General features: G+C 58.5%; 23 protein-coding genes and 4 tRNA genes. 8 read left to right on the top strand and 19 right to left on the bottom strand.

From position 1 onward, the window contains the following. Window positions 1-5: 5 nt before the first annotated feature. Window positions 6-833, top strand: a complete 828-nt coding sequence (gene phnX / locus AACY19_RS02140) for a phosphonoacetaldehyde hydrolase (RefSeq protein ID WP_339447469.1) — start codon at window positions 6-8, stop codon at window positions 831-833. Between the two features lie 73 nt (window positions 834-906). On the opposite strand, the gene AACY19_RS02145 is transcribed toward phnX, so the two are convergent. Together AACY19_RS02145 and AACY19_RS02150 are read right to left on the bottom strand one after the other, a co-directional pair. Next, window positions 907-1,842 (bottom strand): 1-aminocyclopropane-1-carboxylate deaminase/D-cysteine desulfhydrase, encoded by a 936-nt coding sequence (locus AACY19_RS02145; protein ID WP_339447471.1) that lies wholly within the window; start codon window positions 1,840-1,842, stop codon window positions 907-909. 182 nt (window positions 1,843-2,024) lie between these two features. Beyond that, window positions 2,025-4,064 carry an NADPH-dependent 2,4-dienoyl-CoA reductase gene (locus tag AACY19_RS02150; RefSeq protein ID WP_339447473.1) on the bottom strand — a complete coding sequence of 680 codons (2,040 nt, stop codon included), beginning with the start codon at window positions 4,062-4,064 and terminating at the stop codon, window positions 2,025-2,027. Between the two features lie 208 nt (window positions 4,065-4,272). On the opposite strand from AACY19_RS02150, the gene AACY19_RS02155 reads away from it, so the two are divergent. Further along, window positions 4,273-5,403 carry a nitrilase-related carbon-nitrogen hydrolase gene (locus AACY19_RS02155; protein WP_339447474.1) on the top strand — a complete coding sequence of 377 codons (1,131 nt, stop codon included), beginning with the start codon at window positions 4,273-4,275 and terminating at the stop codon, window positions 5,401-5,403. A 3-nt stretch (window positions 5,404-5,406) separates the two neighbouring features. Further along, entirely contained in the window at window positions 5,407-6,447 is a 1,041-nt protein-coding gene (locus AACY19_RS02160) for an AraC family transcriptional regulator (RefSeq protein ID WP_339447475.1), read from the top strand. A 426-nt stretch (window positions 6,448-6,873) separates the two neighbouring features. Here AACY19_RS02160 and AACY19_RS02165 read toward each other — a convergent pair whose 3' ends face one another. From AACY19_RS02165 to AACY19_RS02215, 11 genes are all read right to left on the bottom strand, one after another. Then, complete coding sequence (locus AACY19_RS02165; RefSeq protein WP_339447477.1) at window positions 6,874-7,770, bottom strand: DUF2242 domain-containing protein; 897 nt, start codon at window positions 7,768-7,770, stop codon at window positions 6,874-6,876. 225 nt (window positions 7,771-7,995) lie between these two features. Continuing rightward, on the bottom strand, window positions 7,996-9,867 hold the full coding sequence (locus AACY19_RS02170; RefSeq protein ID WP_339447479.1) for a SurA N-terminal domain-containing protein: 1,872 nt from the start codon (window positions 9,865-9,867) through the stop codon (window positions 7,996-7,998). Window positions 9,868-10,093: 226 nt separating this feature from the next. Beyond that, window positions 10,094-10,366, bottom strand: coding sequence for an HU family DNA-binding protein (locus tag AACY19_RS02175; protein ID WP_008077714.1), 273 nt, complete (start codon window positions 10,364-10,366; stop codon window positions 10,094-10,096). Window positions 10,367-10,514: 148 nt separating this feature from the next. Next, window positions 10,515-12,911 (bottom strand): endopeptidase La, encoded by a 2,397-nt coding sequence (gene lon / locus AACY19_RS02180; RefSeq protein ID WP_339447481.1) that lies wholly within the window; start codon window positions 12,909-12,911, stop codon window positions 10,515-10,517. Window positions 12,912-13,074: 163 nt separating this feature from the next. After that, entirely contained in the window at window positions 13,075-14,358 is a 1,284-nt protein-coding gene (gene clpX, locus AACY19_RS02185; protein ID WP_003223632.1) for an ATP-dependent Clp protease ATP-binding subunit ClpX, read from the bottom strand. Between the two features lie 113 nt (window positions 14,359-14,471). Beyond that, window positions 14,472-15,107 (bottom strand): ATP-dependent Clp endopeptidase proteolytic subunit ClpP, encoded by a 636-nt coding sequence (gene clpP, locus AACY19_RS02190; protein WP_016775336.1) that lies wholly within the window; start codon window positions 15,105-15,107, stop codon window positions 14,472-14,474. Window positions 15,108-15,199: 92 nt separating this feature from the next. Then, on the bottom strand, window positions 15,200-16,510 hold the full coding sequence (gene tig, locus AACY19_RS02195) for a trigger factor (RefSeq protein WP_339447484.1): 1,311 nt from the start codon (window positions 16,508-16,510) through the stop codon (window positions 15,200-15,202). 402 nt (window positions 16,511-16,912) lie between these two features. Further along, window positions 16,913-16,988, bottom strand: a tRNA-His gene (locus AACY19_RS02200). Window positions 16,989-17,065: 77 nt separating this feature from the next. Continuing rightward, window positions 17,066-17,150, bottom strand: a tRNA-Leu gene (locus AACY19_RS02205). A 58-nt stretch (window positions 17,151-17,208) separates the two neighbouring features. Then, window positions 17,209-17,284 (bottom strand) — tRNA-His (locus AACY19_RS02210). Window positions 17,285-17,316: 32 nt separating this feature from the next. Further along, a tRNA-Arg gene (locus AACY19_RS02215) sits at window positions 17,317-17,393 on the bottom strand. Between the two features lie 275 nt (window positions 17,394-17,668). On the opposite strand from AACY19_RS02215, the gene folD reads away from it, so the two are divergent. Beyond that, the gene (gene folD, locus AACY19_RS02220; RefSeq protein WP_339447486.1) at window positions 17,669-18,523 is read left to right on the top strand and encodes a bifunctional methylenetetrahydrofolate dehydrogenase/methenyltetrahydrofolate cyclohydrolase FolD; all 855 of its coding nucleotides are present in this window, start codon (window positions 17,669-17,671) and stop codon (window positions 18,521-18,523) included. Window positions 18,524-18,751: 228 nt separating this feature from the next. Continuing rightward, window positions 18,752-19,690 (top strand): D-alanyl-D-alanine endopeptidase, encoded by a 939-nt coding sequence (pbpG, locus tag AACY19_RS02225; protein WP_339447488.1) that lies wholly within the window; start codon window positions 18,752-18,754, stop codon window positions 19,688-19,690. A 90-nt stretch (window positions 19,691-19,780) separates the two neighbouring features. Here pbpG and AACY19_RS02230 read toward each other — a convergent pair whose 3' ends face one another. From AACY19_RS02230 to AACY19_RS02240, 3 genes are all read right to left on the bottom strand, one after another. Then, window positions 19,781-19,987, bottom strand: a complete 207-nt coding sequence (locus AACY19_RS02230; RefSeq protein WP_339447490.1) for a hypothetical protein — start codon at window positions 19,985-19,987, stop codon at window positions 19,781-19,783. 12 nt (window positions 19,988-19,999) lie between these two features. Next, a complete protein-coding gene (locus AACY19_RS02235; RefSeq protein ID WP_339447492.1) occupies window positions 20,000-20,206 on the bottom strand; it encodes a DUF6021 family protein in 207 nt (68 codons plus the stop codon). An 88-nt stretch (window positions 20,207-20,294) separates the two neighbouring features. Then, on the bottom strand, window positions 20,295-20,966 hold the full coding sequence (locus AACY19_RS02240) for a peptidase C39 family protein (RefSeq protein WP_339447494.1): 672 nt from the start codon (window positions 20,964-20,966) through the stop codon (window positions 20,295-20,297). 247 nt (window positions 20,967-21,213) lie between these two features. On the opposite strand from AACY19_RS02240, the gene AACY19_RS02245 reads away from it, so the two are divergent. Further along, window positions 21,214-21,372: a hypothetical protein gene (locus AACY19_RS02245; RefSeq protein WP_339447890.1), complete on the top strand. Its 159-nt coding sequence runs from the start codon at window positions 21,214-21,216 to the stop codon at window positions 21,370-21,372. 65 nt (window positions 21,373-21,437) lie between these two features. On the opposite strand, the gene AACY19_RS02250 is transcribed toward AACY19_RS02245, so the two are convergent. Beyond that, the gene (locus AACY19_RS02250) at window positions 21,438-22,187 is read right to left on the bottom strand and encodes a TerC family protein (protein ID WP_339447496.1); all 750 of its coding nucleotides are present in this window, start codon (window positions 22,185-22,187) and stop codon (window positions 21,438-21,440) included. A gap of 29 nt (window positions 22,188-22,216) precedes the next feature. Then, window positions 22,217-22,459, bottom strand: coding sequence for a hypothetical protein (locus tag AACY19_RS02255; RefSeq protein ID WP_339447498.1), 243 nt, complete (start codon window positions 22,457-22,459; stop codon window positions 22,217-22,219). Window positions 22,460-22,592: 133 nt separating this feature from the next. Between AACY19_RS02255 and nhaR the strand changes: the two genes are divergently transcribed. Next, complete coding sequence (gene nhaR / locus AACY19_RS02260; protein ID WP_339447500.1) at window positions 22,593-23,492, top strand: transcriptional activator NhaR; 900 nt, start codon at window positions 22,593-22,595, stop codon at window positions 23,490-23,492. On the opposite strand, the gene AACY19_RS02265 is transcribed toward nhaR, so the two are convergent. After that, window positions 23,487-24,650 carry an MFS transporter gene (locus AACY19_RS02265; protein ID WP_339447502.1) on the bottom strand — a complete coding sequence of 388 codons (1,164 nt, stop codon included), beginning with the start codon at window positions 24,648-24,650 and terminating at the stop codon, window positions 23,487-23,489. The two genes, nhaR and AACY19_RS02265, sit on opposite strands and share 6 nt — an antisense overlap. 306 nt (window positions 24,651-24,956) lie before the next feature. On the opposite strand from AACY19_RS02265, the gene sstT reads away from it, so the two are divergent. Then, window positions 24,957-26,189, top strand: coding sequence for a serine/threonine transporter SstT (gene sstT, locus AACY19_RS02270; protein ID WP_339447504.1), 1,233 nt, complete (start codon window positions 24,957-24,959; stop codon window positions 26,187-26,189). The last annotated feature ends 108 nt before the right edge of the window (window positions 26,190-26,297 follow it).

Raw genomic sequence — 26,297 nt, forward strand, 5'->3', positions numbered from 1 at the left:
TTGCCATGAACTACGCAAACCCAAGCAAGCTGCAAGCCGCCATCCTCGACTGGGCCGGCACCGTGGTCGATTTCGGCTCGTTCGCCCCGACGCAGATCTTTGTCGAAGCCTTCGCCGAGTTCGACGTACAAGTCTCCATCGAAGAAGCCCGAGGCCCGATGGGTATGGGCAAGTGGGATCACATCCGCACCCTGTGCGATCAACCACAGGTCGCCGAGCGCTATCGCAAAGTGTTTGGCCGCACGCCAACCGACGACGATGTCACCGCGATCTACAACCGCTTCATGCCCCTGCAAATCGAGAAAATCGCCGAGCACTCAGCGCTGATTCCCGGCGCGCTGGAAACCATTGCCAATCTGCGTGAACAAGGCATCAAGATCGGTTCCTGCTCCGGCTATCCAAAGCAGGTCATGGACAAAGTCGTCGAACTGGCCGCCACCAACGGTTACGTCGCTGACCATGTCGTGGCCACTGACGAAGTACCGAACGGTCGCCCATGGCCGGCTCAAGCCCTGGCCAACGTGATCGCGCTGGGCATCGAAGACGTGGCGGCGTGCGTGAAGATCGACGACACCGTGCCGGGCATCCTCGAAGGTCGCCGCGCCGGAATGTGGACGGTCGCGCTGATCTGTTCCGGCAACGCACTGGGCCTGGATTACGAGGGGTTCCGCGCCTTGGGCAGCGATGAACTGGCCAGCGAGCGCAAGCGCATTCACGCCTTGTTTGCAGGCTCGCGCCCGCACTACATGATCGACACCATCACCGATCTGCCGGAAGTGATCGCCGACATCAACAAGCGTCTGGCCAACGGCGAGATGCCGCAATCGGCCTGACCCGCCATCGAGCTGCACAGAAAAAACGCCAGTGGTTTGCGCCACTGGCGTTTTTGCATGTTCGCCGAAGGTTTCAGTGCATTTCAGGACCAAGGTCGAGCGCGCGGCGTCCCTGCAAACCACCGGTGTGGACAAAAATCAGTCGAGTACCGCGGGAAAATCCGCCCGCCTCAACCTTCTCCTTGAGCGCCAGCAACGCCTTGCCGGTGTACAGCGGTTCGAGTGGCACGCCGCTGGCTTGCTCGGTCTGCTGGATGAACTTCAGCAACGGCGGATCAACCCTGGCGAAACCACCGCGACAGGCGTCGATCAACCCATACCCGGTATTCGTCCGCCCGGCGTCCTGCAGGATCGACGCCACCTGCTGCGGCACACCGTGATCATTCGGCACCGCCAGTGCGCCATACACCGGATGCGCCCCCGACTCGGCGAGCACCAGCCCCGCCAGCGTCGTCCCGGTGCCGCAAGCCAGCCACCAGCCGTGGTAATCGCTCCAGCCCAGCGTGTGCAATTGCGCTTGCGCCTGTTCCTTGATGGCCGCGCAGCCGCGCGCCCCCGATAATCCACCGCCGCCTTCCGGCACTTCTTGAAAGTCCGGATACTGCGCCCGCCACGGCAACCAGAAACCCGGCTCATGGCGCGCCCGATAACCGCCGTAACCGAGCCAGTGCAGTTGCATGCCGAACGCCAGCAGATCCTGCACCGTCGGCGTCTCCTGCGGATGCCCGCGCAACAGGCCGACGGTGTTGAAACCCAGACGTTTACCCGCCGCCGCCAAGGCATGCAGATGATTGGAGTGCGCCCCGCCAAGGCTGATGATGCCCGCAGCGCCGGCGCGGTCGGCGGCGTTGAGATGCTCAATGAGCTTGAACCATTTGTTGCCGCTGATCAGCGGGTCGATCTGGTCGAGGCGCAGGATCGCGACTTCAATGTTGGCGGTGGTCAGCCAGCCAAGTTGAAGGGGTTCAAGCGGGGCTTGAGGTAGCCAGTTGGAGGGGGGCAAAAGCATAAGGTGCCGGCTCGGTTTCAAGAGCCGGCATCTTACCAGTGAGCGACGGAAAATCTGCCAGTGTTCACTGTTCCCCTGTGGGAGCGAGTCTGCTCGCGAAGGCGTCGTGTCAGTCGACATGTGTACTGGCTGACACTCCGCTTTCGCGAGCAGGCTCGCTCCCACAGGTTAAGCGGCAGAGCTTAGAGCTCAGCCGCCAGACGCGAACCCTGGTTGATCGCGCGTTTGGCATCCAGTTCTGCCGCGACATCCGCGCCGCCAATCAGGTGCACGTTCTGCCCCGCTGCCACCAGTCCGTCATGCAATTCACGCAACGGGTCCTGGCCTGCGCAAATCACGATGTTGTCCACTGCCAGCACCTGCGGTTCGCCGGTTTCACCGATGCGAATATGCAGGCCTTGATCATCAATGCCCAGGTATTCGACGCTGTTGAGCATCTGCACTTGCTTGTTCTTCAGACCGGTGCGGTGAATCCAGCCAGTGGTCTTGCCCAGGCCATCGCCGACCTTGGTTTTCTTGCGCTGCAAGAGGAACACTTCGCGGGCCGGCGCGTGCGGTGCGGCCTTGATCCCGGCCACGCCACCGCGGGCTTCGAGTTGGGTGTCGATACCCCACTCTTTCCAGAACGCGGCACGATCCTGACTGGTGGCAACACCTTGATGGACGAGGAACTCCGCGACGTCAAAACCGATCCCGCCAGCGCCAATCACCGCGACACGCTTGCCAACCGGTTTACGCTCGAGGATCACGTCCAGATAGCTCAACACCTTGGCATTCTCTACGCCCGGAATGGCCGGCAGACGCGGCGCAATGCCGGTAGCGAGGATGATTTCGTCGTAGCCGCCTTCCACCAGTTTCGCCACATCGACGCGGGTGTTCAGGCACACCTCGACGTGGGAGGTCTGCAACTTGCGGTTGAAGTAGCGCAGGGTCTCGTAAAACTCTTCCTTGCCCGGCACGCGTTTGGCGACGTTGAACTGGCCGCCGATTTCGCTGGCCGAATCGAACAGCGTCACCTGATGGCCACGCTCGGCCGCCACGGTCGCGGCAGACAAACCGGCAGGGCCGGCGCCGACCACAGCGATTTTCTTGATCTGCTGCACCGGCAGGTAATTGAGCTCGGTTTCGTGGCAGGCACGCGGGTTGACCAGGCAACTGGTGAGCTTGCCGCCGAAGGTGTGGTCGAGACAGGCCTGGTTGCAACCGATGCAGGTGTTGATTTCATCGGCGCGACCTTCGGCAGCCTTGTTGACGAAGTCCGGGTCGGCAAGAAACGGCCGCGCCATCGAGACCATGTCGGCATCGCCTTCTGCGAGGATCTGCTCGGCAATTTCCGGGGTGTTGATGCGGTTGGTGGTGATCAGCGGAATGCTCACCGAGCCGCGTAGCTTGGCCGTAACCTTGCTGAACGCCGCGCGCGGCACCTTGGTGGCGATGGTCGGTATCCGCGCTTCGTGCCAGCCAATGCCGGTGTTGATGATGGTTGCGCCAGCCTGCTCGATGGCTTTGGCGAGCGTAACGATTTCATCCCAGGTGCTGCCGCCCTCGACCAGATCGAGCATCGACAGACGGAAAATGATGATGAAGTTCGGCCCCACTGCTTCACGCACCCGGCGAACGATTTCCACCGGCAGACGCATGCGGTTTTCGTAACTACCGCCCCAACGGTCGGTGCGGTGGTTGGTGTGCGCGGCGAGAAACTGGTTAATGAAATAACCTTCCGAGCCCATGATTTCCACGCCGTCGTACTCGGCGGTCTGCGCCAGCACCGAGCAGGTGACGAAATCGCTGATCTGCTTTTCGATGCCTTCCTCGTCCAGCTCTTTAGGCTTGAACGGGTTGATCGGTGCCTGAATCGCGCTCGGTGCGACCTGCTTCGGGCTGTAGGCGTAACGGCCGGCGTGAAGAATCTGCATGCAGATCTTGCCGCCTGCATCGTGCACCGCGCGGGTGACGATGCGGTGCTTGAGCGCTTCTTCCTCGGTGGTCAGTTTTGCCGCCCCGGAGTACACCCCGCCCTCGTCGTTCGGACCAATGCCGCCGGTGACCATCAAGCCAACGCCACCACGGGCACGCTCGGCGAAATACGCTGCCATGCGTTCGAAGCCTCCCGGCTTCTCCTCAAGACCGGTGTGCATCGAGCCCATCAGGGTGCGGTTGCGCAGCGTGGTGAATCCCAGGTCCAGCGGGGCCAACAGGTGCGGGTAATGAGCGGCGGTCATCGGTAACTCCACAACGAGCGATCACGGAAAAGTTGCGGGAGCTCTTCGTCCCCCGTCAGTCATGCCCCACAGACTAAGAGTCGCGTTGCTGTCACTCAATGACCGTAACTGACAAGTTAATGATCAAAATGTGCAGCACCCCTTGGCAAGCACGGGCATGGGCCCTACCCTAGTCGGCACACTCTGTACCCGGTTGTTGTTGGTCTTCATGCGCAAACTTTTGTACCTGACGTTTTCCATGGCCCTTGTGGCTGTCCTGACCACCTACGCCATGTGGGCGGCAGACCGGCCGGCAGGGCATTACCTGTCGGACCTGCGCATCAAACTCGCGGTCGATCAAGGCACGCCCGCCGACCGTGGCAATCTGCTGGGCATCCAGCCGGAACTGTTTCCCACCGACTATCAAAGCCCTGAGCGCCTGCATCGCAAACTCGCGGCCTATTTGCAGCAGGCGCAGGATCAGGGCTTGCTGAATGAAAAAACCATCGTGGTGCTGCCCGAGCATGTCGGCACCTGGCTGATGATCAGCGGCGAGAAAGACGAGCTGTATCAAGCGCCCAACCTGGCCGAAGCGATGAACTGGCTGGCGGCAAGCAATCCACTATTGTTCGCTCGTGCCTGGCTCAGCGCCAAAGGCAACAACCGCCTCGACGATGCGCATCTGCGAATGAAGTCCAAGGCCATGGCCAAGGATTATCAGCAACTGTTCGGCGGCCTGGCCAGGGAGTTTCGCGTCACCCTCGTGGCCGGCTCCATCGTGCTGCCCGAGCCAAGCATTCGTGACGGTCAGCTCAAACCCGGCAGTGGCGCATTGTTCAACAGCAGCGTGGTGTTTGGCCGTGATGGCGTACCGCTCGGACAGCCGCAGCGGCAAATGCACCCGATCTTCGATCAGCGCGACGTGATCGAAGGCGAAGACAAGCACGCGATCAACGTGGTCGACACCCCCGCCGGACGCCTGGGCATCCTCATCGGCAGCGACAGCTGGTATCCGGACAACTACCGCAAACTCGACGAACACGGTGCGCAACTGATTGCCGTGCCTGCGTTCGTCGTCGGTCATGGCGTGTGGGATCAGCCGTGGGGCGGCTACAAAGGTTCGAGCACTCCGGGCTCGGTCAGCTTGAAACCGGGCGAAGTCAGCGAAGGTCAGGCCTGGCATCGCCTGACCTTGACCGCACAGCCGCCCAGCAGCCACGCGATTGCCGGGGTCAGCGTGTTCCTGCGCGGGCAGTTCTGGGACAAGTTGAGTTCCGGTCAGAGCTTCCTCAGCAGCAACGGCCAGCAATTCGCCGATGGCGATGCCCGTGGTGCGCGTTTGCTGAATATCTGGTTGTAAGCCATGAAGCCGCTGCCGATGCGTCTGGGAGATTTGTCGGTCGGCTTCGTGCACAGCCTCGCCGACGCCGTTCGCAGTCGCGGTGCCGATCCGCAACCTTTGCTTGAACAATACGGCCTGGATGCCGCACGGCTGGCCGAGGCCGGCGCACGGTTATCGATTCCGCGCTATATGCGCCTGGGCCACAGCGCGATCCAATTGACGGGTGACGCGGCGCTAGGGCTGCACATGGGCCAGCTCAGCCGTCTGAGCCAGGCCGGGCTGGCCGGCGTCACCGCCTCCCAAGCGCCGACCGTGCGTGAAGCCGCGCGCTGCCTGATCCGATTCGAACCGTTGTACGGCTCCAACTATCGCGGCCAGTCGAGCTTTCATGAAGACGCCAATGGCGCGTGGCTGCGCTTCTATTCGATCAGCCCGTACAACGCCTATAACCGCTTCGTGGTGGATTCGATCATCGCAGGCTGGTTGCATCAACTTTCCAGCGTCAGTCGTGAAGCGCTCAAGGCCGAGCGCATCGAGATCGAATTCGAACCGCCTGAATATCGTGATGTTTACAGCGTGCTCGGCGATTGCCCGATCCAGTTTGGCGCCGAGCGCAATCAGCTACGCCTTAGCCTGAGCAGCCTGGCCCAACGCAACCCGGAACACTGCCCGAGCACCTGGCGCCACCTGCTGCAATTGTGTGAGCGGGAACTGGAGCAATTGACCCGCACCCGCAGCCTGCGCGAACGCATCACGCAATTGCTCGGGCCGTTGCTCAATGGTGGCCGGGAACCCGACCTGGAAGAAGTGGCGGCACGCCTGAAACTGCCGACCTGGACGTTGCGGCGCAAACTGGCCGAGGAAGGCACGCAGTTTCGCGCGATCCTCAATGACACCCGCCGCGACCTGGCAATGACTTACATCCGCGATACCGAACTGGCCTTTGGCGAAATCGCCTACTTACTGGGATTCGCCTCAGCCGAAGCGTTCCAGCGAGCCTTCAAACGCTGGAGCGGACAGACCCCGGGCGAGTTCCGCCGCAGTCATCGCAAAACGGCATAGAAGCCAGTTGCAAGCCGCCATCCACGAGCAGCAAGCAAGTGTTTAAAGCTCGGTCGCGTCGTCGGCAGGCTCGGGTTGATCCAGTTCATAGGCCTGGAATTCGAGCAGCTCTTCTTGATAGTCATCCATCGTGTCATCCCCCCTGCTGCTCTCTTGAATGGGCCTGAGCAAATGCCCAGCGCCTCGAGCATAAACTGCCCGTGTGAAGGAAAAGTGAAACCCAGCCTTCATCAATAAAACGTAGCAGGGGGTCAGGAATTTATCGCAGGATTTTTGTCAGGGGAATGTAACGAGATTTTAAGCCAACCCAAAATCGTTGTGGGAGCGGGCTTGCTCGCGAAGCGTCGGTACATTCAGCACTGATGAGACTGAACGTCCGTCTTCGCGAGCAAGCCCGCTCCCACAGTCAGTTGTGGTGAGGCTGAATTATTGGCCGGACGCAGGCATCGCCGGAATAGGCTCGGACGGCGGCGGGATGTCCGGGTTTGCCGGCGGTGTGATGGTTTCGGTCGCCGGGGCAGGTGCAGGTTCAGCGCTCGGCTCCGGTGTGATCGGAGCTGCCTCTGCAGGCGCAGCCACTGGTTCCGACGTCAAAGGTGCCTCCTCAGCGGGTGCAGGTGCAGGTGCAGGTTCAGCCGCAGGCGCCGGCGTCGCGACAGGCTCAGCCGCTGGCGTCGGGGCTGGGATTGGCGTTGGCGTTGGCGTTGGCGTTGGCACCAGCGCTGCCGGAGCGACCTTTGCCTCGGGCACACCCAGGTCCGCGTTCGGCTTCTCTTCGATATGCGCCGCTTTCTTAGCGTCCGCCGGCAGGAACTGCTCGACCAGCGTAAAGAAACGTTCGTAAAACTTCTGCGCCGTCACCGTCTCGCTGGCGACCTTGACCATCGAGTCGTCAGACGAACCGATCGGCATCGACACCGAACCCAACACACCCACACCGAGGCTGGCGGAATTGTTGGTCTTCTTCAGCGCATAACGATCCTGCAGGGCGTTCGCGAACATCGTGGCGTGGTGCCCCGCGCTGCCGTCATCGGCACAGACCACATTGAAGCTGATCTCCATGTGGGTTTCGCCGGTTTGCTGGAAGCTCTTGTGCCCGCTCACCAGTTTCGGGTCACTGCTGGTGATGATGTAGCCCTGGCTGAGCAACGCACGACGTGCCGCTTCGCAACTGACCGAGTCGGTCACCGGGTAATTGCGCGAAAACGTACCGGAGTCATCAAAGTTCTCATGCTCATACATCGGCTTGTCTTTCGAACAGCCGGCAACAGCGGTCAACAATAGCGCCAAACCGACAACACGCATGGGAGAGGAAATCAACATTGAACATCCTGAGAGAAAACAGCCTGGGGCGTATTGTGCAACAGATCGCGCCCCTGCGGCGTATGGATTAGTGTCTTGAGACAGCTACAACTTTAACGACACTCAATGGCACGCAAAAGTCGCGTTGCGTGTTGCTCGATGAAAACCCTGTCATCGAGTTGCAGTCGACCATAAAAAAACCCCGGTGTTGCGACCGGGGCTTTTGTCTTGCAGTTCAATCAGACATCAGAAACGCTTGATGTCAGCCTCGCTTTCCAACTGCTTGCGGTAGGCCGCGAAGTCCTGCTGACCTTCACGGGACGCGAGGAAGCGACGGTACTGAGCCTTCTCTTCATCGGTCGGTGCAGCCGCTTCGTTGACGCCGTTCAGGCGCACGATCATCAGGCTGCCGTCCGACAGGGTCACGCTGTTGAAGGTCGGCTTGTCCTTGGCAACCGGTTTCGGCATGCGGAACAGCGCCTGCAGAACGGCGGGATCAACACCTTCCTGCGCACGGGTCGCAGCTTCAGTGACTTTCCAGTTCTGACCGTCAACGGCCTTGTCCAGAGGCGCCTTGCCTTCGCGCAGATCAGCGATCAGCTTCTCGGCCTTGGTCTTGGCGGCGGCGCTGGCGTGCTCCTTGGTCAACTGAGTGCGGATGGCCGCGCTCACGCTTTCCAGAGGCAGTTGCGCAGGCTTCAGGTGCTCTTTGGCGCGCACTACGACCACGGTGTCCGGGTCGAGCTCGATGGCGGTGCTGTTGGCCCCCTCATCAATCACTTCAGTGCTGAACGCAGCGGTCACCACGGCGCGGTTGGCCGCAATACCTTCGCCACCTTCACGGCCAAATGGCTTGGAGGTGTGCACGGTGAGCTTCAGATCCGCCGCTGGCTGAGCCAAATCGGACGCTTCGAACGCCGAGTCTTCCAGTTGCTTGGTCGCCTCGACGAAACGCTGCTCGACCTGCGCGGCTTTCAGATCGCGGGTCAGCTTGTCTTTCAGGCTGGCCAGGGTCGGTACTTCCGGCGCTTCAACACCCAGCAGCTTGATCAGGTGATAACCGAAGTCGGTACGCACCGGCTCCGAAACCTGATCCTTGTTCAGCGAGTACAGGGCTTTTTCGAACGCCGGGTCGTAAACGCCTGGACCGGCATAACCGAGGTCGCCGCCATTGTTGGCCGAACCCGGGTCCTGCGAGAACTCCTTGGCCAGCGCTTCGAACTTCTCGCCCTTGGCCAGACGCGCCTGGACGTCTTCGATCTTCGCCTTGGCCTGGGCTTCGGTGGTCTTGTCGTTCACTTCGATCAGGATGTGCGCGGCACGACGCTGTTCCGACAGGTTGGCGATTTCTTTCTGATACGCCGCCTGCAGGTCTTCGTCCTTGACGGTAACCTGGTCGAAGAACGAAGCCTTTTTCAGCTCCAGGTAATCAATGACCACTTGATCCGGAGTCATGAATTCCTTGGCGTGCTCGTCGTAGTAAGCCTTGACCTCGTCATCGGTCAGCTTGACTGCAGCCAGGTCAGCCTTGATGTTCAGGGTGGCGAAATCGCGTGTCTGTTTTTCCAGACGGGCGAAGGCCAGCACTTCTGCATCGGTCACGAAACCGCTGCCCGCCACACCGGCGCGCAGTTGGCCGATCAGCATTTCCTGAGCCAGCATCTGGCGGAACTGCATGCGGCTGTAACCCAGTTGACGGATCACCTGGTCGAAACGCTCGGGGCTGAACTTGCCGTCGACCTGGAACTCAGGTGTCTGCAGGATGACTTGGTCGAGTGCGCCTTCAGAGAAAGCGAATTTCGCTTGTTCGGCGCCTTGCAGCAGCAGCTTGCGATCGATCAGACCCTTGAGGGCCGATTCGCGGAGCATTTTTTCATCGAGCAACGAAGCGTCGAAATCCTTGCCCAGCTGTTGCATCAGCTGACGGCGTTGCATGTCAACGGCCTGGCTCAGCTCGTTCTGGCTGATTTCTTCACCATTGACCTTGGCCGCCTCATTCTTGTGAGTGGTGGCCTGAAAAATGGCATCGAAACCGGTCAGGGCCATCAGTGCAACGATGACCCCGATAATGGTCTTGGCAATCCAGCCTTGTGAATTGTCCCTGATATTCTGCAGCATGCGTCCCCCAGAAACGGTTGAACTTCAAAATTAGGCAACCGTGGAGCGTGGGTAGAATCCGGATAGAAGAAAGGCGCATCCGAGGATGCGCCTTCTCGTAACTGGCGGAGCGGACAGGGCTCGAACCCTCGATCCCGGCGTTACAGGCAACTGTTCCAGCTACCTGCTCTACCGCTCCGCTGCCAAGTCAGGCATGACCCCGACCCGGATGGGTAAAAACTGAAACTTAGTTAACCGCTTCTTTCAGTGCTTTACCGGCTTTGAAACCTGGTTTTTTAGCAGCAGCGATTTGCAGCGTCTTGCCGGTCTGTGGGTTACGACCAACGCGAGCTGGACGATCAGTTACGGAGAAAGTACCGAAACCAACCAGAACAACGGAGTCGCCAGCCTTGAGAGCGCCAGTGACGGATTCGATTACAGCGTCCAGCGCACGGCCAGCAGCAGCTTTCGGGATATCAGCGGATGCAGCGATAGCATCAATCAGTTCCGACTTGTTCACTCTAAGTCCCCTTATATCTATTTTGAGATGATTCTAAGTTTTTTGGTGAAAGCAAAAACGAGTGCTGAATGGCCTACAGACACTTAAGAGCCGCTTTATAACAAGGGCTCTAAAAAGCTGTCAAGGAAGCCCCCCAGGCAAAAACGTATTAATGCGTGCTAATTCTTTCCTTAGAGTCAGACTCGCGCTTTTCATCCTTGGCAACTATCTCGGGAGCCACATCCGGCAAGGGCTCCGGCGCGTATTGCAGCGCAATTTGCAGGACCTCGTCAATCCATTTAACCGGTTTAATCTGCAGATCCTGCTTGATATTGTCAGGAATCTCCTTCAGATCGCGCACGTTCTCTTCCGGAATAATCACAATCTTGATTCCGCCGCGATGTGCCGCGAGCAGTTTTTCCTTCAGACCACCAATTGCCAGTACCTGACCACGCAAAGTGATTTCACCGGTCATGGCGACGTCGGCCCGCACAGGAATGCCGGTCAACGCGGAAACCAGCGCCGTGCACATGCCCACACCGGCGCTAGGACCGTCTTTCGGGGTCGCCCCTTCCGGCATGTGAATATGCGTGTCGCGCTTCTCGTGGAAGTCCAGGGGAATGCCCAGGCTTTTGGCACGGCTGCGGACTACAGTGAGCGCGGCAGTGATCGACTCGACCATTACATCACCCAGCGAACCCGTCTTGATCAATTGACCTTTACCCGGCACGACAGCGGCTTCGATGGTCAGCAATTCGCCGCCGACCTGCGTCCAGGCCAGCCCGGTCACCTGACCGATCTGATCCTGTTGCTCGGCCAGGCCGTAGCGGAATTTGCGCACGCCGAGGAAGTGTTCCAGCAGATCAGCTGTCACTTTCACCGAGAAGCGTTTTTCCAGCGCATGCTCTTTCACAGCCTTGCGGCAGACCTTGGCGATCTGACGTTCGAGGCCACGCACACCCGCCTCACGGGTGTAGTAACGGATGATGTCGCGAATCGCCTCCTCGTCGAATTCCAGTTCGCCCTTCTTCAGGCCGTTGGCGGCAATCTGCTTTGGCGAGAGATATTTGACGGCAATGTTGATCTTCTCATCTTCGGTGTAACCCGGCAGACGAATGACTTCCATGCGGTCCAGCAGCGCCGGCGGAATGTTCATCGAGTTCGAGGTGCACAGGAACATCACATCGGACAGATCGTAATCGACTTCCAGATAGTGATCGTTGAAGTTGTGGTTCTGCTCCGGATCGAGCACTTCCAGCAACGCCGACGCCGGGTCGCCACGCATGTCGCTGCCCATTTTGTCGATTTCATCGAGCAGGAAAAGCGGGTTGCGAACGCCCACTTTAGTCATTTTTTGAATCAATCTTCCTGGCATCGAACCGATGTATGTCCGGCGATGACCACGAATTTCCGCTTCGTCACGCACACCACCGAGGGCCATACGCACGAATTTACGGTTGGTGGCGTGGGCAATCGACTCCGCCAGCGAGGTTTTACCCACACCCGGAGGACCGACCAGGCACAACACCGGACCACGGATTTTCTTCACGCGCTTCTGTACGGCGAGGTATTCAAGGATGCGCTCCTTGACCTCTTCGAGGCCGTAGTGATCGGCGTCGAGAATGTCTTCGGCACGGGCCAGATCCAGGCGCACCTTGCTCTGGGCCTTCCACGGCACTTGCACCAGCCAGTCGATGTACGAGCGCACCACGGTGGCTTCAGCCGACATCGGCGACATTTGCTTGAGCTTGTTCAGCTCGGCCGTGGCTTTGGCCAGAGCGTCTTTTGGCAGACCAGCGGCATCGATGCGCTTTTTCAGCTCTTCGATTTCATTGTGACCTTCATCACCGTCGCCGAGCTCTTTCTGAATGGCCTTCATCTGCTCATTCAGATAGTACTCGCGCTGACTGCGCTCCATTTGCTTCTTGACGCGGCCACGAATGCGTTTTTCGACTTGCAGCAGATCGATCTCGGCGTCCAGTAGGGCCAGAACGTGCTCGACGCGTGCCGACAAGTCGATGATTTCGAGAATTTCCTGCTTCTGCTCGATTTTCAGCGCCATGTGCGCGGCCATGGTGTCGACCAGGCGGCCCGGCTCATCGATGCTGTTGAGCGACGACAGGACTTCAGCCGGGACTTTCTTGCCCAGCTGCACATATTGTTCGAATTGCGACAGCAAGGTGCGCACGAACACTTCGGACTCACGCTCGGCTGTATCGACTTCTTCGATCAGTGACACTTCGGCACGGCAGTGGCCATCGACTTCGCTGAAGCGCTCGACGGTGCCCCGCTGCTCGCCTTCGACCAGAACCTTGACGGTGCCGTCAGGCAGCTTCAGGAGCTGCAGAACAGTGGCAATTGTACCTACGCGATAGAGAGCGTCTTCACCGGGATCATCATCAGCCGGGTTTCTCTGGGCCAGCAGCAGGATCTGCTTGTCGCCCGTCATCGCGGCCTCGAGGGCTTCGATGGATTTCTCGCGCCCCACGAACAGCGGGATAACCATGTGCGGATAAACCACGACATCACGCAATGGCAGGAGAGGCAATTCGATGGTTGTCTTCATGATTTCGCCTCTACGGCGGCCATATGGCCGTAATCAGATGGAATTGAGCTTGAAACCAAGATGGGGGCTGCCTTGAAAAAAAACAAGCGCAAAGCGGATGTAAAAAATGACATAAAAAAAAAGAGGCCCGAAGGCCCCTTCTTTGTTGCGGCGCGGTGGACGCTTACGCGTCCGGCGCTGCCTTGGCAGTCGGCTCACTGTTTTCGTAGATATACAGTGGCTTGGACTTGCCTTCGATCACGCTTTCATCGATCACGACTTTGCTCACCTCGGACTGCGAGGGGATTTCGTACATCGTGTCGAGCAGTACACCTTCGAGAATCGAGCGCAGGCCACGGGCACCGGTTTTACGTTCCAGGGCACGCTTGGCGACCGATTTCAGGGCGTCGGTGCGGAATTCCAGATCCACGCCTTCCATCTCGAACAGCTTGGCATACTGTTTGGTCAGAGCATTTTTCGGCTCGGTGAGAATCTGCATCAGCGCAGCCTCGTCGAGTTCGTCCAGCGTCGCAAGAACTGGCAGACGACCAACGAATTCCGGAATCAGACCGAACTTGACCAGATCGTCAGGCTCGACTTCACGCAGGGATTCGCCGACTTTCTTGCCTTCTTCCTTGCTGCGCACTTCTGCGTTGAAACCGATGCCGCCCTTGGTGGAACGGTTTTGAATAACCTTTTCCAGACCGGAGAACGCACCACCGCAGATGAACAGGATGTTACGGGTGTCGACCTGCAGGAATTCCTGCTGCGGATGCTTGCGGCCACCTTGCGGCGGTACGGAAGCGACCGTGCCTTCGATCAACTTGAGCAAGGCCTGCTGCACGCCTTCACCGGAAACGTCCCGGGTGATCGACGGGTTGTCGGACTTGCGGGAAATTTTGTCGATTTCGTCGATGTAGACAATGCCCATCTGGGCCTTCTCTACGTCGTAATCACATTTCTGCAACAGCTTCTGAATAATGTTCTCGACATCTTCACCCACGTAACCCGCCTCGGTGAGGGTGGTTGCGTCGGCGATGGTGAACGGAACGTTCAGCAAGCGGGCCAGCGTTTCGGCCAGCAGGGTTTTACCCGAGCCGGTCGGGCCGATCAGCAGGATGTTGCTCTTGCCGAGTTCGACGTCGTCAGCCTTTTTGTCACGCTGATTCAGGCGCTTGTAGTGGTTGTACACCGCTACGGCCAAAACCTTTTTCGCACGCTCCTGACCAATGACGTACTGGTCAAGGATGCCGCTGATTTCTTTGGGCGAAGGCAATTTATGCGCGCTGCTTTCGGCCTGGGCTTCCTGCACCTCCTCACGGATGATGTCATTGCACAGGTCGACGCACTCGTCGCAGATAAAGACCGAGGGGCCGGCAATCAATTTGCGCACTTCATGCTGGCTTTTGCCACAGAAGGAGCAATAGAGCAGCTTGCCGTTGTCCTCGCCGTTGCGGGTGTCAGTCATTCGTTCGATCCAAATCCGATAGGCTTGCAACACAAGATGAAGGCTATTGCGGGCTTTTTCAAGCCCGCCGCTGATCGGACCAGCCGACCAGGCCTATTTTGAGCTGCTTATTTTTAAGCTGGACGCTGGTTGATCACTTCGTCGATCAGGCCATATTCCTTCGCAGCTTCTGCACTCATGAAGTTGTCGCGATTGGTATCGCGCTCGATTTCTTCCAGAGTGCGACCGCTGTGCTTGGCCATCAGCATGTTCAGACGCTCGCGGATGAAGAGGATTTCCTTGGCATGGATTTCGATATCCGAAGCCTGGCCCTGGAAACCGCCCAGTGGCTGGTGAATCATCACACGCGAATTCGGCAGGCAGAAACGCTTGCCCGGAGCACCTGCGGTGAGCAGGAATGCACCCATGCTGCACGCCTGACCGATGCAAGTGGTCGACACGTTGGGCTTGATGAACTGCATGGTGTCGTAGATCGACATGCCCGCCGTCACCGAACCGCCCGGAGAGTTGATATACAGATGGATGTCCTTGTCCGGGTTTTCCGCTTCAAGGAACAGCAGTTGCGCACAGATCAGGTTGGCCATGTAGTCCTCTACCGGACCAACCAGAAAGATCACTCGCTCCTTGAGCAGGCGCGAGTAGATGTCGTAGGCGCGTTCGCCACGAGCGGACTGCTCGACAACCATCGGGACCAGGCCGCCTGCGGCCTGGATATCAGAGTTCTGCTGAATATAAGAATTACGGAACATGCTCTGCAGTCGCTCCCAAATAGTTATGTCTTGAATACGCATAAGCCAGCTCGAGAGCTGGCTTATGGTGTGCACTTCTAACGCAAAATCAATCAGTCGGCTGTTGGAGCTTCTACCGGCTTGACCGCTTCTTCGTAAGAGACCGATTTGTCGGTCACACTAGCTTTCTGCAGAACAGTATCCACAACTTGTTCTTCCAGCACAACCGAACGGACTTCGTTCAGTTGCTGCTCGTTCTTGTAGTACCACGACACAACCTGCTCAGGCTCCTGATAAGCCGAAGCCATTTCCTGAATCATCTCGCGAACGCGGGCTTCGTCAGGCTTCAGATCGAATTGCTTGACCACTTCAGCAACGATCAGGCCCAGCACGACGCGGCGCTTGGCTTGCTCTTCGAACAGCTCGGCCGGCAGTTGATCAGGCTTGATGTTGCCGCCGAACTGCTGAACTGCTTGCACGCGCAGACGGTCAACTTCGTTGGACAGCAGAGCCTTGGGCACTTCAATCGGGTTGGTGGCCAGCAGACCATCCATTACCTGATTCTTGACCTTGGATTTGATTGCCTGACGCAGTTCACGCTCCATGTTCTTGCGAACTTCGGTGCGGAAGCCGTCGATGCCGCTTTCCTTGATGCCGAACTGGGCGAAGAACTCTTCGTTCAGCTCAGGCAGTTTTGGCTCGGAAACGGTGTTGACGGTCACGGTGAACTCGGCGGTCTTGCCAGCCAGATCCAGGTTCTGATAGTCCTCTGGGAAGGTCAGGTTCAGAACGCGCTCTTCGCCGGCTTTAGCACCCACCAGGCCTTCTTCAAAGCCAGGAATCATGCGACCGGAACCCAGCACCAGCTGAGTACCTTTGGCGGAGCCGCCAGCGAAAACTTCGCCGTCAACCTTGCCAACGAAATCGATGTTCAGTTGGTCTTCGTTCTGGGCAGCACGGTCAGCCACTTCAAAACGGGTGTTCTGCTTGCGCAGGATGTCGAGCATCTTGTCCAGATCAGCGTCAGCCACTTCAGCGCTCAGACGCTCAACGGTGATGCCGTCGAAACCGGCAACGGTGAACTCAGGGAACACTTCGAAGACAGCAACGTATTCCAGATCCTTGCCAGCTTCGAGCGACTTTGGCTCGATCGAAGGCGAACCGGCAGGGTTCAGCTTCTGCTCAACCACGGCTTCGTAGAAGGAGGACTGGATTACGTCGCCTACAGCTTCCTGACGAGCATCGGCACCGAAACGGCGCTTGATTTCGCTCATTGGCACTTTGCCTGGACGGAAGCCAGCAATCTTGGCCTTTTGGGCAGTCTGCTGCAGACGCTTGTTGACCTGAGTCTCGATGCGCTCAGCCGGCACGGTGACGCTCATGCGGCGCTCGAGAGCAGTAGTATTTTCAACAGAAACTTGCATGGATATTCCTCGTTGCACAGACGTTAGCCGGCCGTTTCCGACCCCAGAATCAAGGGCATGCATTCTAGTGGGTCAAACTCAAGAAGTCACCCTACTGGAAACGGGTAAAAAAACAGCGGGCAATTTAACGGGATCGATGCACGAATGCAGCGCACCCCACGGACGATTACAACCCATTCACGCCAGGGCTCTGCGCCAGCCGCTCCTATATATAGAAGGAACTGCCAATCACTCCCTGACAGCCATTCTTGCGAACAAGTACGGCAGGCAGCGCAGCATCATCGAGCAACATTAATTCGACGAAGCGCACTGCCCTGCAGCGCGAAATCGGCAAGCGCCGGATTTCAAACCGCTAAAAACAAAAAAGGCGCCAGACTGTTAAATCTGGCGCCTTTCGAAATATGGGGTGGACGATGGGGATCGAACCCACGACAACGGGAGTCACAATCCCGTGCTCTACCAACTGAGCTACGCCCACCATATTGCGTAACAAAAAAGCCAATCAACTTCTTTGTTGAAACCCCAAACACACCACAGGCATGAATGAAGCTTGTTTGGTGCGGATGAAGAGACTCGAACTCTTACGCCTTGCGGCGCTGGAACCTAAATCCAGTGTGTCTACCAATTCCACCACATCCGCGGATGAAGCTTTTTAAAGCAAAGGCGCCAGACTGTTACATCTGGCGCCTTTCGAAATATGGGGTGGACGATGGGGATCGAACCCACGACAACGGGAGTCACAATCCCGTGCTCTACCAACTGAGCTACGCCCACCATATCGCGCTACTTGTGCCAAAGCTGCCTAATGGCGCACCCGGCAGGACTCGAACCTGCGACCATCCGCTTAGAAGGCGGATGCTCTATCCAGCTGAGCTACGGGCGCCTTGTTAATCTGTACTCTTAAAGGACTACAAACTAAGTGCTTTCCAGCGTAACAGAACCTTAATTCCGCTTCGCCTTCTTAACCAGTGCTAGGCTGTGCCCGACAAGTGCGACGAATAGTATAGAGCGCTCCCAAGGTCGTCAAATCCTTTTTGAAAAAAATTCATTTAATTAAAGGAGTTAGGGGAATTTGCTGACCAAGCGCCTTTGCCCTCACCGTCTGACATGCGAGAATGCGTTCTCATTTTTTCCCCTCTCGATGGTTAATCACGCGCAATGACTGCACAACTAATCGACGGCAAATCGATCGCCGCCAGCCTGCGCCAGCAGATCGCCAAACGAGTTGCCGAGCGTCGCCAGCAAGGCCTGCGCACTCCCGGCCTCGCGGTGATCCTGGTCGGCAGCGATCCTGCCTCTCAGGTTTATGTCTCGCACAAGCGTAAAGACTGTGAAGAGGTTGGTTTCCTCTCTCAAGCCTACGACCTGCCCTCTGAAACAACGCAAGAAGCCCTGACCGATCTGATTGATCGCCTCAACGACGACCCTGCGATCGACGGCGTCCTGCTGCAGCTCCCGCTGCCGGAGCACCTCGACGCGTCGAAACTGCTCGAGCGCATCCGCCCGGACAAAGACGTCGATGGTTTCCATCCTTATAACGTCGGTCGTTTGGCCCAGCGCATTCCGCTGCTACGCCCGTGCACGCCCAAAGGCATCATGACGCTGCTGGAAAGCACCGGCGTTGATCTTTATGGCCTGGACGCAGTGGTTGTCGGCGCTTCCAACATCGTCGGTCGCCCGATGGCGATGGAACTGCTGTTGGCCGGTTGCACCGTGACCGTGACCCACCGCTTCACCAAGGATCTGGCCGGGCATGTCGGTCGTGCCGATCTGGTGGTCGTGGCCGCCGGCAAGCCGGGCCTGGTCAAGGGCGAATGGATCAAGGAAGGCGCGATTGTGGTCGACGTTGGCATCAACCGTCAGGATGACGGCAAGCTGGTCGGTGATGTCGTGTACGAAACCGCCCTGCCACGCGCTGGCTGGATTACTCCAGTACCGGGCGGCGTTGGTCCGATGACCCGCGCCTGCCTGCTCGAAAACACCCTCTACGCCGCAGAAACCCTGCACGCCTGAGTCGCGTTTTCAGCCATGACGGAACCCGCCTCGTGCGGGTTTTTTCATGCCTGAGAAAAAACTGTAACCGTTCGCCGGAAACCCCTCTTTTTACAGGCCTTTTCACGAGATTTTCAGGTCGCTCAAACAACCATCGACAGATCTTCAGCCATACTTCTAGAATGCGACGCTTTAAGAAATAACCCGTTACAAACTAACGGAATATCCAACCTTTATGAGTTCGCCCGCGTGAAAATTCGTCTTTCGATTCTGAGCCTGTTTTTTGCTTTTTCAGGCACATTCATCACGCCAACGATCAACGCTGCGGAAACCACAGCTGCTCCCCGCGACGCTTCGTCCCTGAAGATCGCCTCCGGCAGCGCCCTGCTCATGGATATGCAGACCAACAAAGTCATCTATTCCAGTAACCCTGACGTGATCGTGCCGATCGCTTCCGTCAGCAAACTGATGACTGGCCTGGTAGTGGTTGAAGCCCGGCAAAACATGGACGAATGGATCAATGTCGATATCAGCAGCACCCCGGAAATGAAGGGTGTGTTCTCCCGGGTCAAACTGAAAAGCGAACTGCCGCGTCGCGAGATGCTGCTGATCGCTCTGATGTCCTCGGAAAACCGCGCGGCGGCCAGTCTCGCGCATCACTATCCGGGTGGCTACGCAGCCTTTATCGCGGCGATGAACGCCAAGGCCAAGGCCTTGGGCATGACCAACACCCACTTCGTTGAGCCGACAGGCTTGTCCGAGCGCAACGTTTCCACGGCGCGCGACCTGAGCAAGTTGCTGGTGGCCGCGAGCAAGCATCCGATTCTCAGCGAGCTCTCCACCACCAAGGAAAAGACCGTGGCGTTCCGCAAGCCCAATTACACCCTGGGTTTCCGTAACACCGATCATTTGGTCAACAAGGCCAACTGGGACATCAAGATCACCAAAACCGGCTTCACCAATCCGGCGGGCCACTGCCTGGTGTTGGTGACGAAGATGGGCAATCGCCCGGTCGCCCTGGTGATTCTCGACGCGTTCGGCAAATACACCCATTTTGCCGATGCCAGCCGTATTCGCAGCTGGGTCGAAACCGGCAAGAGTGCCAGCGTGCCTGCGGTAGCGCAGCAATATAAGGCGGAAAAAAACCTCAAGTCGCGCCAGAGTGGCGTGGTTGAGGCTTCGAAGTAGGGAGTAACAGGCCCTTTCAGACCTGCCCCACTGTGGCGAAGGGATGCATCACCTCCCCACATGGCCCTCGACTGTTACGCCAATGAACACTCAATCATTGGGCAACGGCATCTGATCATCATCCGGAATCCCATCCCCCGCACTCGGGTCTCGCGAAGGTTCCGGGGTCAGCACAGCAGGTCTCGCCATCGGGTCGCGCAGCGGGCTGTCCGGGTTCAGCACCGGATCAATGTCCGGCTCCGGCGTGGTTGGCACGCTGTCGGGCTTTTGGTCATCGAAGCTCGAATCGGTACTCATACGCACCTCCCGTCAAGGTTTCAGATCGGCTAACGGATCGTAGGGTTTGGCCGGTTTCCTGTCGTCGTCACCCGGCTCCACATCCTTTGGCGCCTTTGCGGGGCCGATGGGATCAACTTGCGGATCGGAGACGTCCGGAGAGTCCGGGTCGAAGCCCAGGTCATTGCCGGAGGAATGCTCAGTGGAATGCGGGCCGTCTGGATTTTGGGGATCTGCCATGTTCGCCTCCTGTGTGGCCCGAGAAACGGGCTATATCCTTAAGAGGCGTGCCAGGCGTCGTTGTGCCCGGCAAATGACGAACGGACACTCAATGTGCAGCCAAAGCCTTTCTCGCCCGCGCGGCTTCGTTTTCCTGACCCGCCTGGGCCAACTCATCAGCGGCCTTCAGCCAGCGCTGGCGGTCGACGGCAGCCGGGATCTGGTTCGGTTTCTGGATCAGGATTGCCCAGCCACCGGATTTTTCCAGCGCCGATTCAAAGGCGCTGAAGCTCATCAACTCGCGGCGATTCATCCCCGCGCGCAATAGCACCTTCTGTTTGTTGCGGTCGTAACCCGACAAAATCGCGTAACGCGGTTCGGCCCAGAATGCCGAGCCTTCGCTGAAGCGCACCATCACCGGATAGCCCGCGGCGACTTGCGTCAACAGCGCCGGCAGGTTGCTGTCGAGCGGATAGACCACCATGCCGTACTCGCGAGCAAGGCTTTGCATGTTCTGCTGCAATTTATCCTCGGCACCCGGCAGGTGCAGCGGCTTTTCCAGCAACCCCGGCGTGATCACGATGCCCTGCTGCGACAACAGGCTGGCGAGCACCTGCGGGCCGCTCTGATTAGCCTGACCACGGTAGAACGTGCCGCTCAGCTCGACCCGCTCGGGCAGACGCTTGAGTTCTGGCGCGACACTGCCTGCACACCCGGCCAACGCCAATGCACACCCGGCGGCCAACAACGCTGCACGCATTCGAGAAAATACCTGGACCATCGTCACTCTCTGTTCAGACGCCGGTCATCGTGTTCCGGCAACGTCGCCGATCATAGGGCTGCTGAAGCTCGCGGTATAGCTTTAAGCGGCAGACAGATTGATTGCATAGAGCAAACTGATTGGTCATCAGCGACCTTTGGTCAATAGTCTGAAACACCTCATTGACTAGACTGTCAGTGGAAAAGAACGAAACGAAAAAAGTGGGCGCCCGACGCAGGGCAAAGAGGAGGCATTGATGAGCCTGACCATGACTATCGTAATGTTGATCGCCGGCTGGCTGGCTGTGGCCACTGCCATGCTGTGGGGCGTATTGCGCATTTCCCGACGCCACCATCACCACCCTGTCCAGCCTGCACCGCTGGAAAAAACCGCGAAGCACCGCGTGCGTCACGCAACTGCGCACTGACCCGCAGAAAACAAAAAGGCCCCCTGGACTCGATGAGTTCAGGGGGCCTTTTCGTTTATCGGCCGTTACGCCTGGGCAGCCAGTTTCTTCTGCTTCGAACGACGGGACATCATGTTCAACACCTCAATCGCGGCCGAGAAAGCCATCGCGGCATACACATAACCTTTCGGTACGTGGGCGCCGAAGCCTTCGGCGATCAGGGTCATACCGATCATGATCAGGAAGCCCAGAGCCAGCATCACCACGGTCGGGTTGTCGTTGATGAACTTGGCCAGCGGTTCAGCCGCAAACAGCATCACCAGTACCGAAACGACTACCGCGATGACCATGATCGGCAAATGCTCGGTCATGCCGACAGCGGTAATGATGCTGTCAATCGAGAACACCATGTCGAGCATCAGGATCTGGCCGATAGCGGCGGCAAAACCAAGCGTCACGGTCGAGGTCGCCGTCTTCGGATCGTCCGGCGCCGGGTCCATGCTGTGATGAATCTCGGTCGTGGCTTTCCATACCAGGAACAGGCCACCGGCAATCAGGATCATGTCCTTCCAGGAGAACGCCTGGCCAAGAACTTCAAACACCGGCTCGGTCAACTGCACGATGAACGCGATGGTACTCAACAGCGCCAGACGCAGAATCAGCGCCATGCCGATACCGATGCGGCGCGCCTTCTGCCGATGCTGCACGGGCAGTTTGTTGGTCAGGATCGAGATAAAGATCAGGTTATCGATGCCGAGCACGATCTCCATCACCACCAGCGTGGCCAAGGCAATCCAGGCGGCTGGGCTGGCGGCGAGTTCTAACAGATATTCCATGGGTCAGTCCTGACTCTGTGTAAGGCGGTTTAGATAGTCTTGGAGGAAGATTCGGATGTTTGCGAATCTTTTTCCGGGGTTTCCTTTTTCTCGATCAACCCGCCAGTGGCATCGCTAAGCGCTTGCTCGGCGGCCTTGTGGGTATCGTCAATCGCTTGCTTGGCGCTTTCGGCGGCCTTGCCCATCAACTGCTGAGCGCTTTTCTCGGCCTGATCGCAACCGGCCAGAAGCAGTAAAGACGTAAACATCAAAGCAGGCATTGTGTATTTCATGAGACTTCCTTCGAATGAACAGACAGGGTCACAGACCGACCGTCGATGGATGGGCATTCTAGGGAGGCAAACACTTCAGGAAAATTCGTATTTTTAGCGGCTATACTTCGATTTTTACGAAGTGAAGATCGCCATGCTCAACTACCGACAACTGCACTACTTCTGGGTGGTGGCCAAGACCGGCAGCATCGTGCGCGCCTGCGAGCAGCTGAATCTGACGCCACAGACCATCAGCGGGCAGATTTCTCTGCTCGAACACACCTACGGCATCGAGTTGTTCAGACGCGTGGGCCGGCAACTTGAGCTCACCGAAGCCGGCAGACAGGCCCTGCCCTACGCCGAGCAAATGTTCCAGCTCGGCGGCGAACTGGAACTGATGCTGCGCGCCCAACCCAATGAACAGCAGATTCTGTTCCGCGTTGGCGTGGCGGATGTGGTGCCGAAATCCATCGTTTATCGCTTGATCGCACCGACCATGGAACTGAACGAGCCGCTGCGCATTACCTGCCGTGAAGACAAACTGGAGCGCTTGCTGGCGGATCTGGCGATTCAGCGTCTGGATCTGGTGATTTCCGACAGCCCGATGCCCTCGCACCTGGACATCAAAGGCTATAGCCAGAAACTCGGTGAATGCGGCATCAGTTTTTTCGCCACCGCCGAACTGGCGGCACGCTACGGGCAGGATTTCCCGCGCAGCCTGCACGGCGCGCCACTGCTGATTCCAGGGGCAGAAACCGTGGTGCGCAGCCGCTTGCAGCGCTGGTTCGCCGAGCAACAGATTCAGCCGCAAATCGTCGGCGAATTTGATGACAGTGCCTTGATGCAGGCGTTCGGCCAATCGGGTAGCGGAATTTTTATCGGCCCGAGCGTGATTGCCGATGAGGTGAAGCGCCAGTACGGCGTCGAACTGATTGGCCAGACCGACGCCGTGACGGAGTCGTTCTATGCCATTTCGGTGGAGCGCAAGGTCAAGCACCCCGGCATCGTTGCGATTACCGAAGGTGCCCGACGCGAGCTGTTTACCGCGTTATGAGACTTGGGCGCAGAGTTCACGCGGTTTCAACGTCATCAGCACCATCGCGAGGAATACCGACAGCAGAATGAACCCGGCAGCGGCAAAGCCGAGGAAGCCCAGCCCCGCACTGTCGATGACCCGGCCACCGACGATGGCGCCCAGCCCGATCCCCAGATTCGCCCCGGCAATATTCAACGAGGCGGCAAACGCTGGCGCTTCTGGCGCGGCTTTCATCAGGCGCACGTGGCTGACGAGGAACAATGCAGCCTGGGTCACGCCCCAGATGCCCATCGCCACTGCCAGGCCCAGCGTCGAATGGATGTTCGGCACCAGCGAGACCATACCGGCAATCATGAAGGCGCAGAACAACACGGACGCCCCCAATGGATGCCGGTCCACTGCCCGGCCGCCCAACGAGTTGCCAATCAGCCCGACCGCACCGAAGCCCATCAAGCACCAACCGACCACAGTGCCGTTGAAACCGGCGAGGCGTTCAAGAATGTCGGCCAGGTAGGTGTAAGCGGTAAACATGCCGCTGAACACCAGAATCGACAGGACGATATGACCGATCATCAACGGGCTGCGCAGGATCTTGAACTGCGAGCGGAGGCTGACCTGATGCTGGTGCAGGCTGGTTTTCGGCAAGTAAACGAACAGCAACAAAGCCTTGGCAAAGGCGATCACCGCCAGAATGCCAAAGGCACTGCGCCAGCCGAACGCATCGGAAATCAGCGTGCCGACCGGGATGCCGAACACCGTAGCGCAGACAATGCCGAAGCCGATCTTGGCGATGGCGCGACCGGCGAAATCCGGGCCTACGATGTCCACCGCCGTTTCGCTGGCCAATGCCCAGAATACCGGCAGACCGAGCGCCGGGATCAATCGGGCAAACGCCATCACCCAGATATTCGGTGCCAGCGCCGCGACGGTATTGGCCAGGCCAAACATGATCAGGATGCTGATAAACAGTTTGCGCCGCTCGAAGCGGGCGAAATATGCGGTCAAGAAAGGCCCGAACATCGCCACGGTAAAAGCGAATAGAGTCACCAGCAACCCGGCCTGCGGGATGGTGACTTCGAGGTCTCGGGCAATCGCCGGCAACAGGCCGACGATGACGAATTCCGTAGTCAGCACCGTGAAACCGGCAGCAGACAACAGAAGAATGGGCAACAGCATGCGCAACTCCAGAAAAACGACGACACCAGCGATGACCCGAAGGCCCGCTGGCAGAACTTGAAAATAAGGATGCGCAATCTTAACAGAGTGTGTCCGGTCTGACTTGCTCAAACCTGCCGACTTTGTTGCCTGATCCGGTGGCAGATCGTCACATGCCTGAAGGATAAGGCCTACGCTGTGATAAAGTCCGCGCCCTGAAAAACGTACACCCTGATCAGCGACGTTTTCAAGACGCTGATGTCGATTCGACTTTCGGCTCGTGCCTGCCCACGAGACCTCGCACCCTATAAAAACAGAGATGCCGTTATGACTGCTTCATCCCCTTCGCTACTGCAACGTTTGGGCAAACTGAGCCTGGTCACCCAGATCGTGATCGGCCTGATCGCCGGTATTGCGCTGGCCCTGATTGCGCCCGAACTGGCCAAATCCACGGCGTTCATCGGCAAGGTCTTCGTGTCGGCGTTGAAAGCCGTGGCGCCGATCCTGGTATTCGTCCTGGTGATGGCATCGATTGCCAACCACAAGCACGGTCAGGAAACCCATATCCGCCCGATTCTGTTCCTGTACCTGCTCGGCACCTTCAGTGCGGCGGTGGTGGCCGTTGTGGCCAGCATGATGTTCCCGTCCAATCTGGTGCTGGCGACTGAAAACGTCGCCGTGACAGCGCCGGGCGGCATCGCTGAAGTGCTGCAGAGCCTGCTGCTGAGCGTGGTGGACAACCCGGTCAGCGCCCTGATGAACGCCAACTTCATCGGTATTCTGGCCTGGGCCATCGGCATGGGCATTGCGATTCGCCATGCCGGCGACACCACCCGCGAAGTGCTGGGCGATCTGTCCAATGGCGTGACCGTCATCGTTCGCGTAGTGATTCGCTTCGCACCGCTGGGTATTTTCGGCCTGGTCGCTTCAACACTGTCCACCTCCGGTTTTGGCGCACTGATCGGTTATGCGCACCTGCTGGCCGTGCTGCTGGGCTGCATGCTCTTCGTGGCGCTGGTGATGAACCCGCTGATCGTGTTCTGGAAGCTGCGTCGCAACCCGTACCCGTTGACCCTCAAATGCCTGCGTGAAAGCGGCATCACCGCGTTCTTCACCCGCAGCTCGGCGGCGAACATTCCGGTCAATCTGGAATTGAGCAAACGTCTGGGCCTGCACGAAGACACCTATTCGGTGTCGATCCCGCTGGGCGCGACCATCAACATGGCCGGCGCGGCGATCACCATTACCGTGCTGGCTCTGGCTGCCGTGCACACACTAGGCATCACCGTGGACATTCCGACCGCGATCCTGCTCAGCGTGGTCGCAGCGATCTGCGCCTGCGGTGCGTCGGGTGTGGCCGGTGGTTCGCTGCTGCTGATTCCGCTGGCGTGCAGCCTGTTTGGCGTTCCGAGCGAAATCGCCATGCAGGTCGTGGCGGTCGGTTTCATCATTGGCGTGTTGCAGGACTCGGCGGAAACCGCGCTGAACTCGTCGACTGACGTGCTCTTTACCGCCGCAGCGTGCCTGGGCGAAGAGGCGAGAGCCCAACGCACCGCGTAGTCATCGCCGCAATGAAAAGCCCGCCGAGGTGTGAACCCGGGCGGGCTTTTTTGTGGCTGAGATCTTTCCCCCCTCACCCCAACCCTCTCCCCCAAGGGGGGCGAGGGG

Origin of the sequence: Pseudomonas sp. EA_5y_Pfl2_R50 (assembly GCF_963970475.1) — a bacterium.
GTDB lineage: Bacteria > Pseudomonadota > Gammaproteobacteria > Pseudomonadales > Pseudomonadaceae > Aquipseudomonas.

What these genes read in the sequence shown, in the direction of transcription:
- phnX (WP_339447469.1), top strand. Translation starts at nt 6, where the DNA reads ATGAACTACGCAAACCCAAGCAAGCTGCAAGCCGCCATCCTCGACTGG.
- AACY19_RS02145 (WP_339447471.1), bottom strand. Translation starts at nt 1,842, where the DNA reads ATGCTTTTGCCCCCCTCCAACTGGCTACCTCAAGCCCCGCTTGAACCC.
- AACY19_RS02150 (WP_339447473.1), bottom strand. Translation starts at nt 4,064, where the DNA reads ATGACCGCCGCTCATTACCCGCACCTGTTGGCCCCGCTGGACCTGGGA.
- AACY19_RS02155 (WP_339447474.1), top strand. Translation starts at nt 4,273, where the DNA reads ATGCGCAAACTTTTGTACCTGACGTTTTCCATGGCCCTTGTGGCTGTC.
- AACY19_RS02160 (WP_339447475.1), top strand. Translation starts at nt 5,407, where the DNA reads ATGAAGCCGCTGCCGATGCGTCTGGGAGATTTGTCGGTCGGCTTCGTG.
- AACY19_RS02165 (WP_339447477.1), bottom strand. Translation starts at nt 7,770, where the DNA reads ATGTTGATTTCCTCTCCCATGCGTGTTGTCGGTTTGGCGCTATTGTTG.
- AACY19_RS02170 (WP_339447479.1), bottom strand. Translation starts at nt 9,867, where the DNA reads ATGCTGCAGAATATCAGGGACAATTCACAAGGCTGGATTGCCAAGACC.
- lon (WP_339447481.1), bottom strand. Translation starts at nt 12,911, where the DNA reads ATGAAGACAACCATCGAATTGCCTCTCCTGCCATTGCGTGATGTCGTG.
- clpX (WP_003223632.1), bottom strand. Translation starts at nt 14,358, where the DNA reads ATGACTGACACCCGCAACGGCGAGGACAACGGCAAGCTGCTCTATTGC.
- clpP (WP_016775336.1), bottom strand. Translation starts at nt 15,107, where the DNA reads ATGTTCCGTAATTCTTATATTCAGCAGAACTCTGATATCCAGGCCGCA.
- tig (WP_339447484.1), bottom strand. Translation starts at nt 16,510, where the DNA reads ATGCAAGTTTCTGTTGAAAATACTACTGCTCTCGAGCGCCGCATGAGC.
- folD (WP_339447486.1), top strand. Translation starts at nt 17,669, where the DNA reads ATGACTGCACAACTAATCGACGGCAAATCGATCGCCGCCAGCCTGCGC.
- AACY19_RS02230 (WP_339447490.1), bottom strand. Translation starts at nt 19,987, where the DNA reads ATGAGTACCGATTCGAGCTTCGATGACCAAAAGCCCGACAGCGTGCCA.
- AACY19_RS02235 (WP_339447492.1), bottom strand. Translation starts at nt 20,206, where the DNA reads ATGGCAGATCCCCAAAATCCAGACGGCCCGCATTCCACTGAGCATTCC.
- AACY19_RS02240 (WP_339447494.1), bottom strand. Translation starts at nt 20,966, where the DNA reads ATGGTCCAGGTATTTTCTCGAATGCGTGCAGCGTTGTTGGCCGCCGGG.
- AACY19_RS02245 (WP_339447890.1), top strand. Translation starts at nt 21,214, where the DNA reads ATGACTATCGTAATGTTGATCGCCGGCTGGCTGGCTGTGGCCACTGCC.
- AACY19_RS02250 (WP_339447496.1), bottom strand. Translation starts at nt 22,187, where the DNA reads ATGGAATATCTGTTAGAACTCGCCGCCAGCCCAGCCGCCTGGATTGCC.
- AACY19_RS02255 (WP_339447498.1), bottom strand. Translation starts at nt 22,459, where the DNA reads ATGAAATACACAATGCCTGCTTTGATGTTTACGTCTTTACTGCTTCTG.
- nhaR (WP_339447500.1), top strand. Translation starts at nt 22,593, where the DNA reads ATGCTCAACTACCGACAACTGCACTACTTCTGGGTGGTGGCCAAGACC.
- AACY19_RS02265 (WP_339447502.1), bottom strand. Translation starts at nt 24,650, where the DNA reads ATGCTGTTGCCCATTCTTCTGTTGTCTGCTGCCGGTTTCACGGTGCTG.
- sstT (WP_339447504.1), top strand. Translation starts at nt 24,957, where the DNA reads ATGACTGCTTCATCCCCTTCGCTACTGCAACGTTTGGGCAAACTGAGC.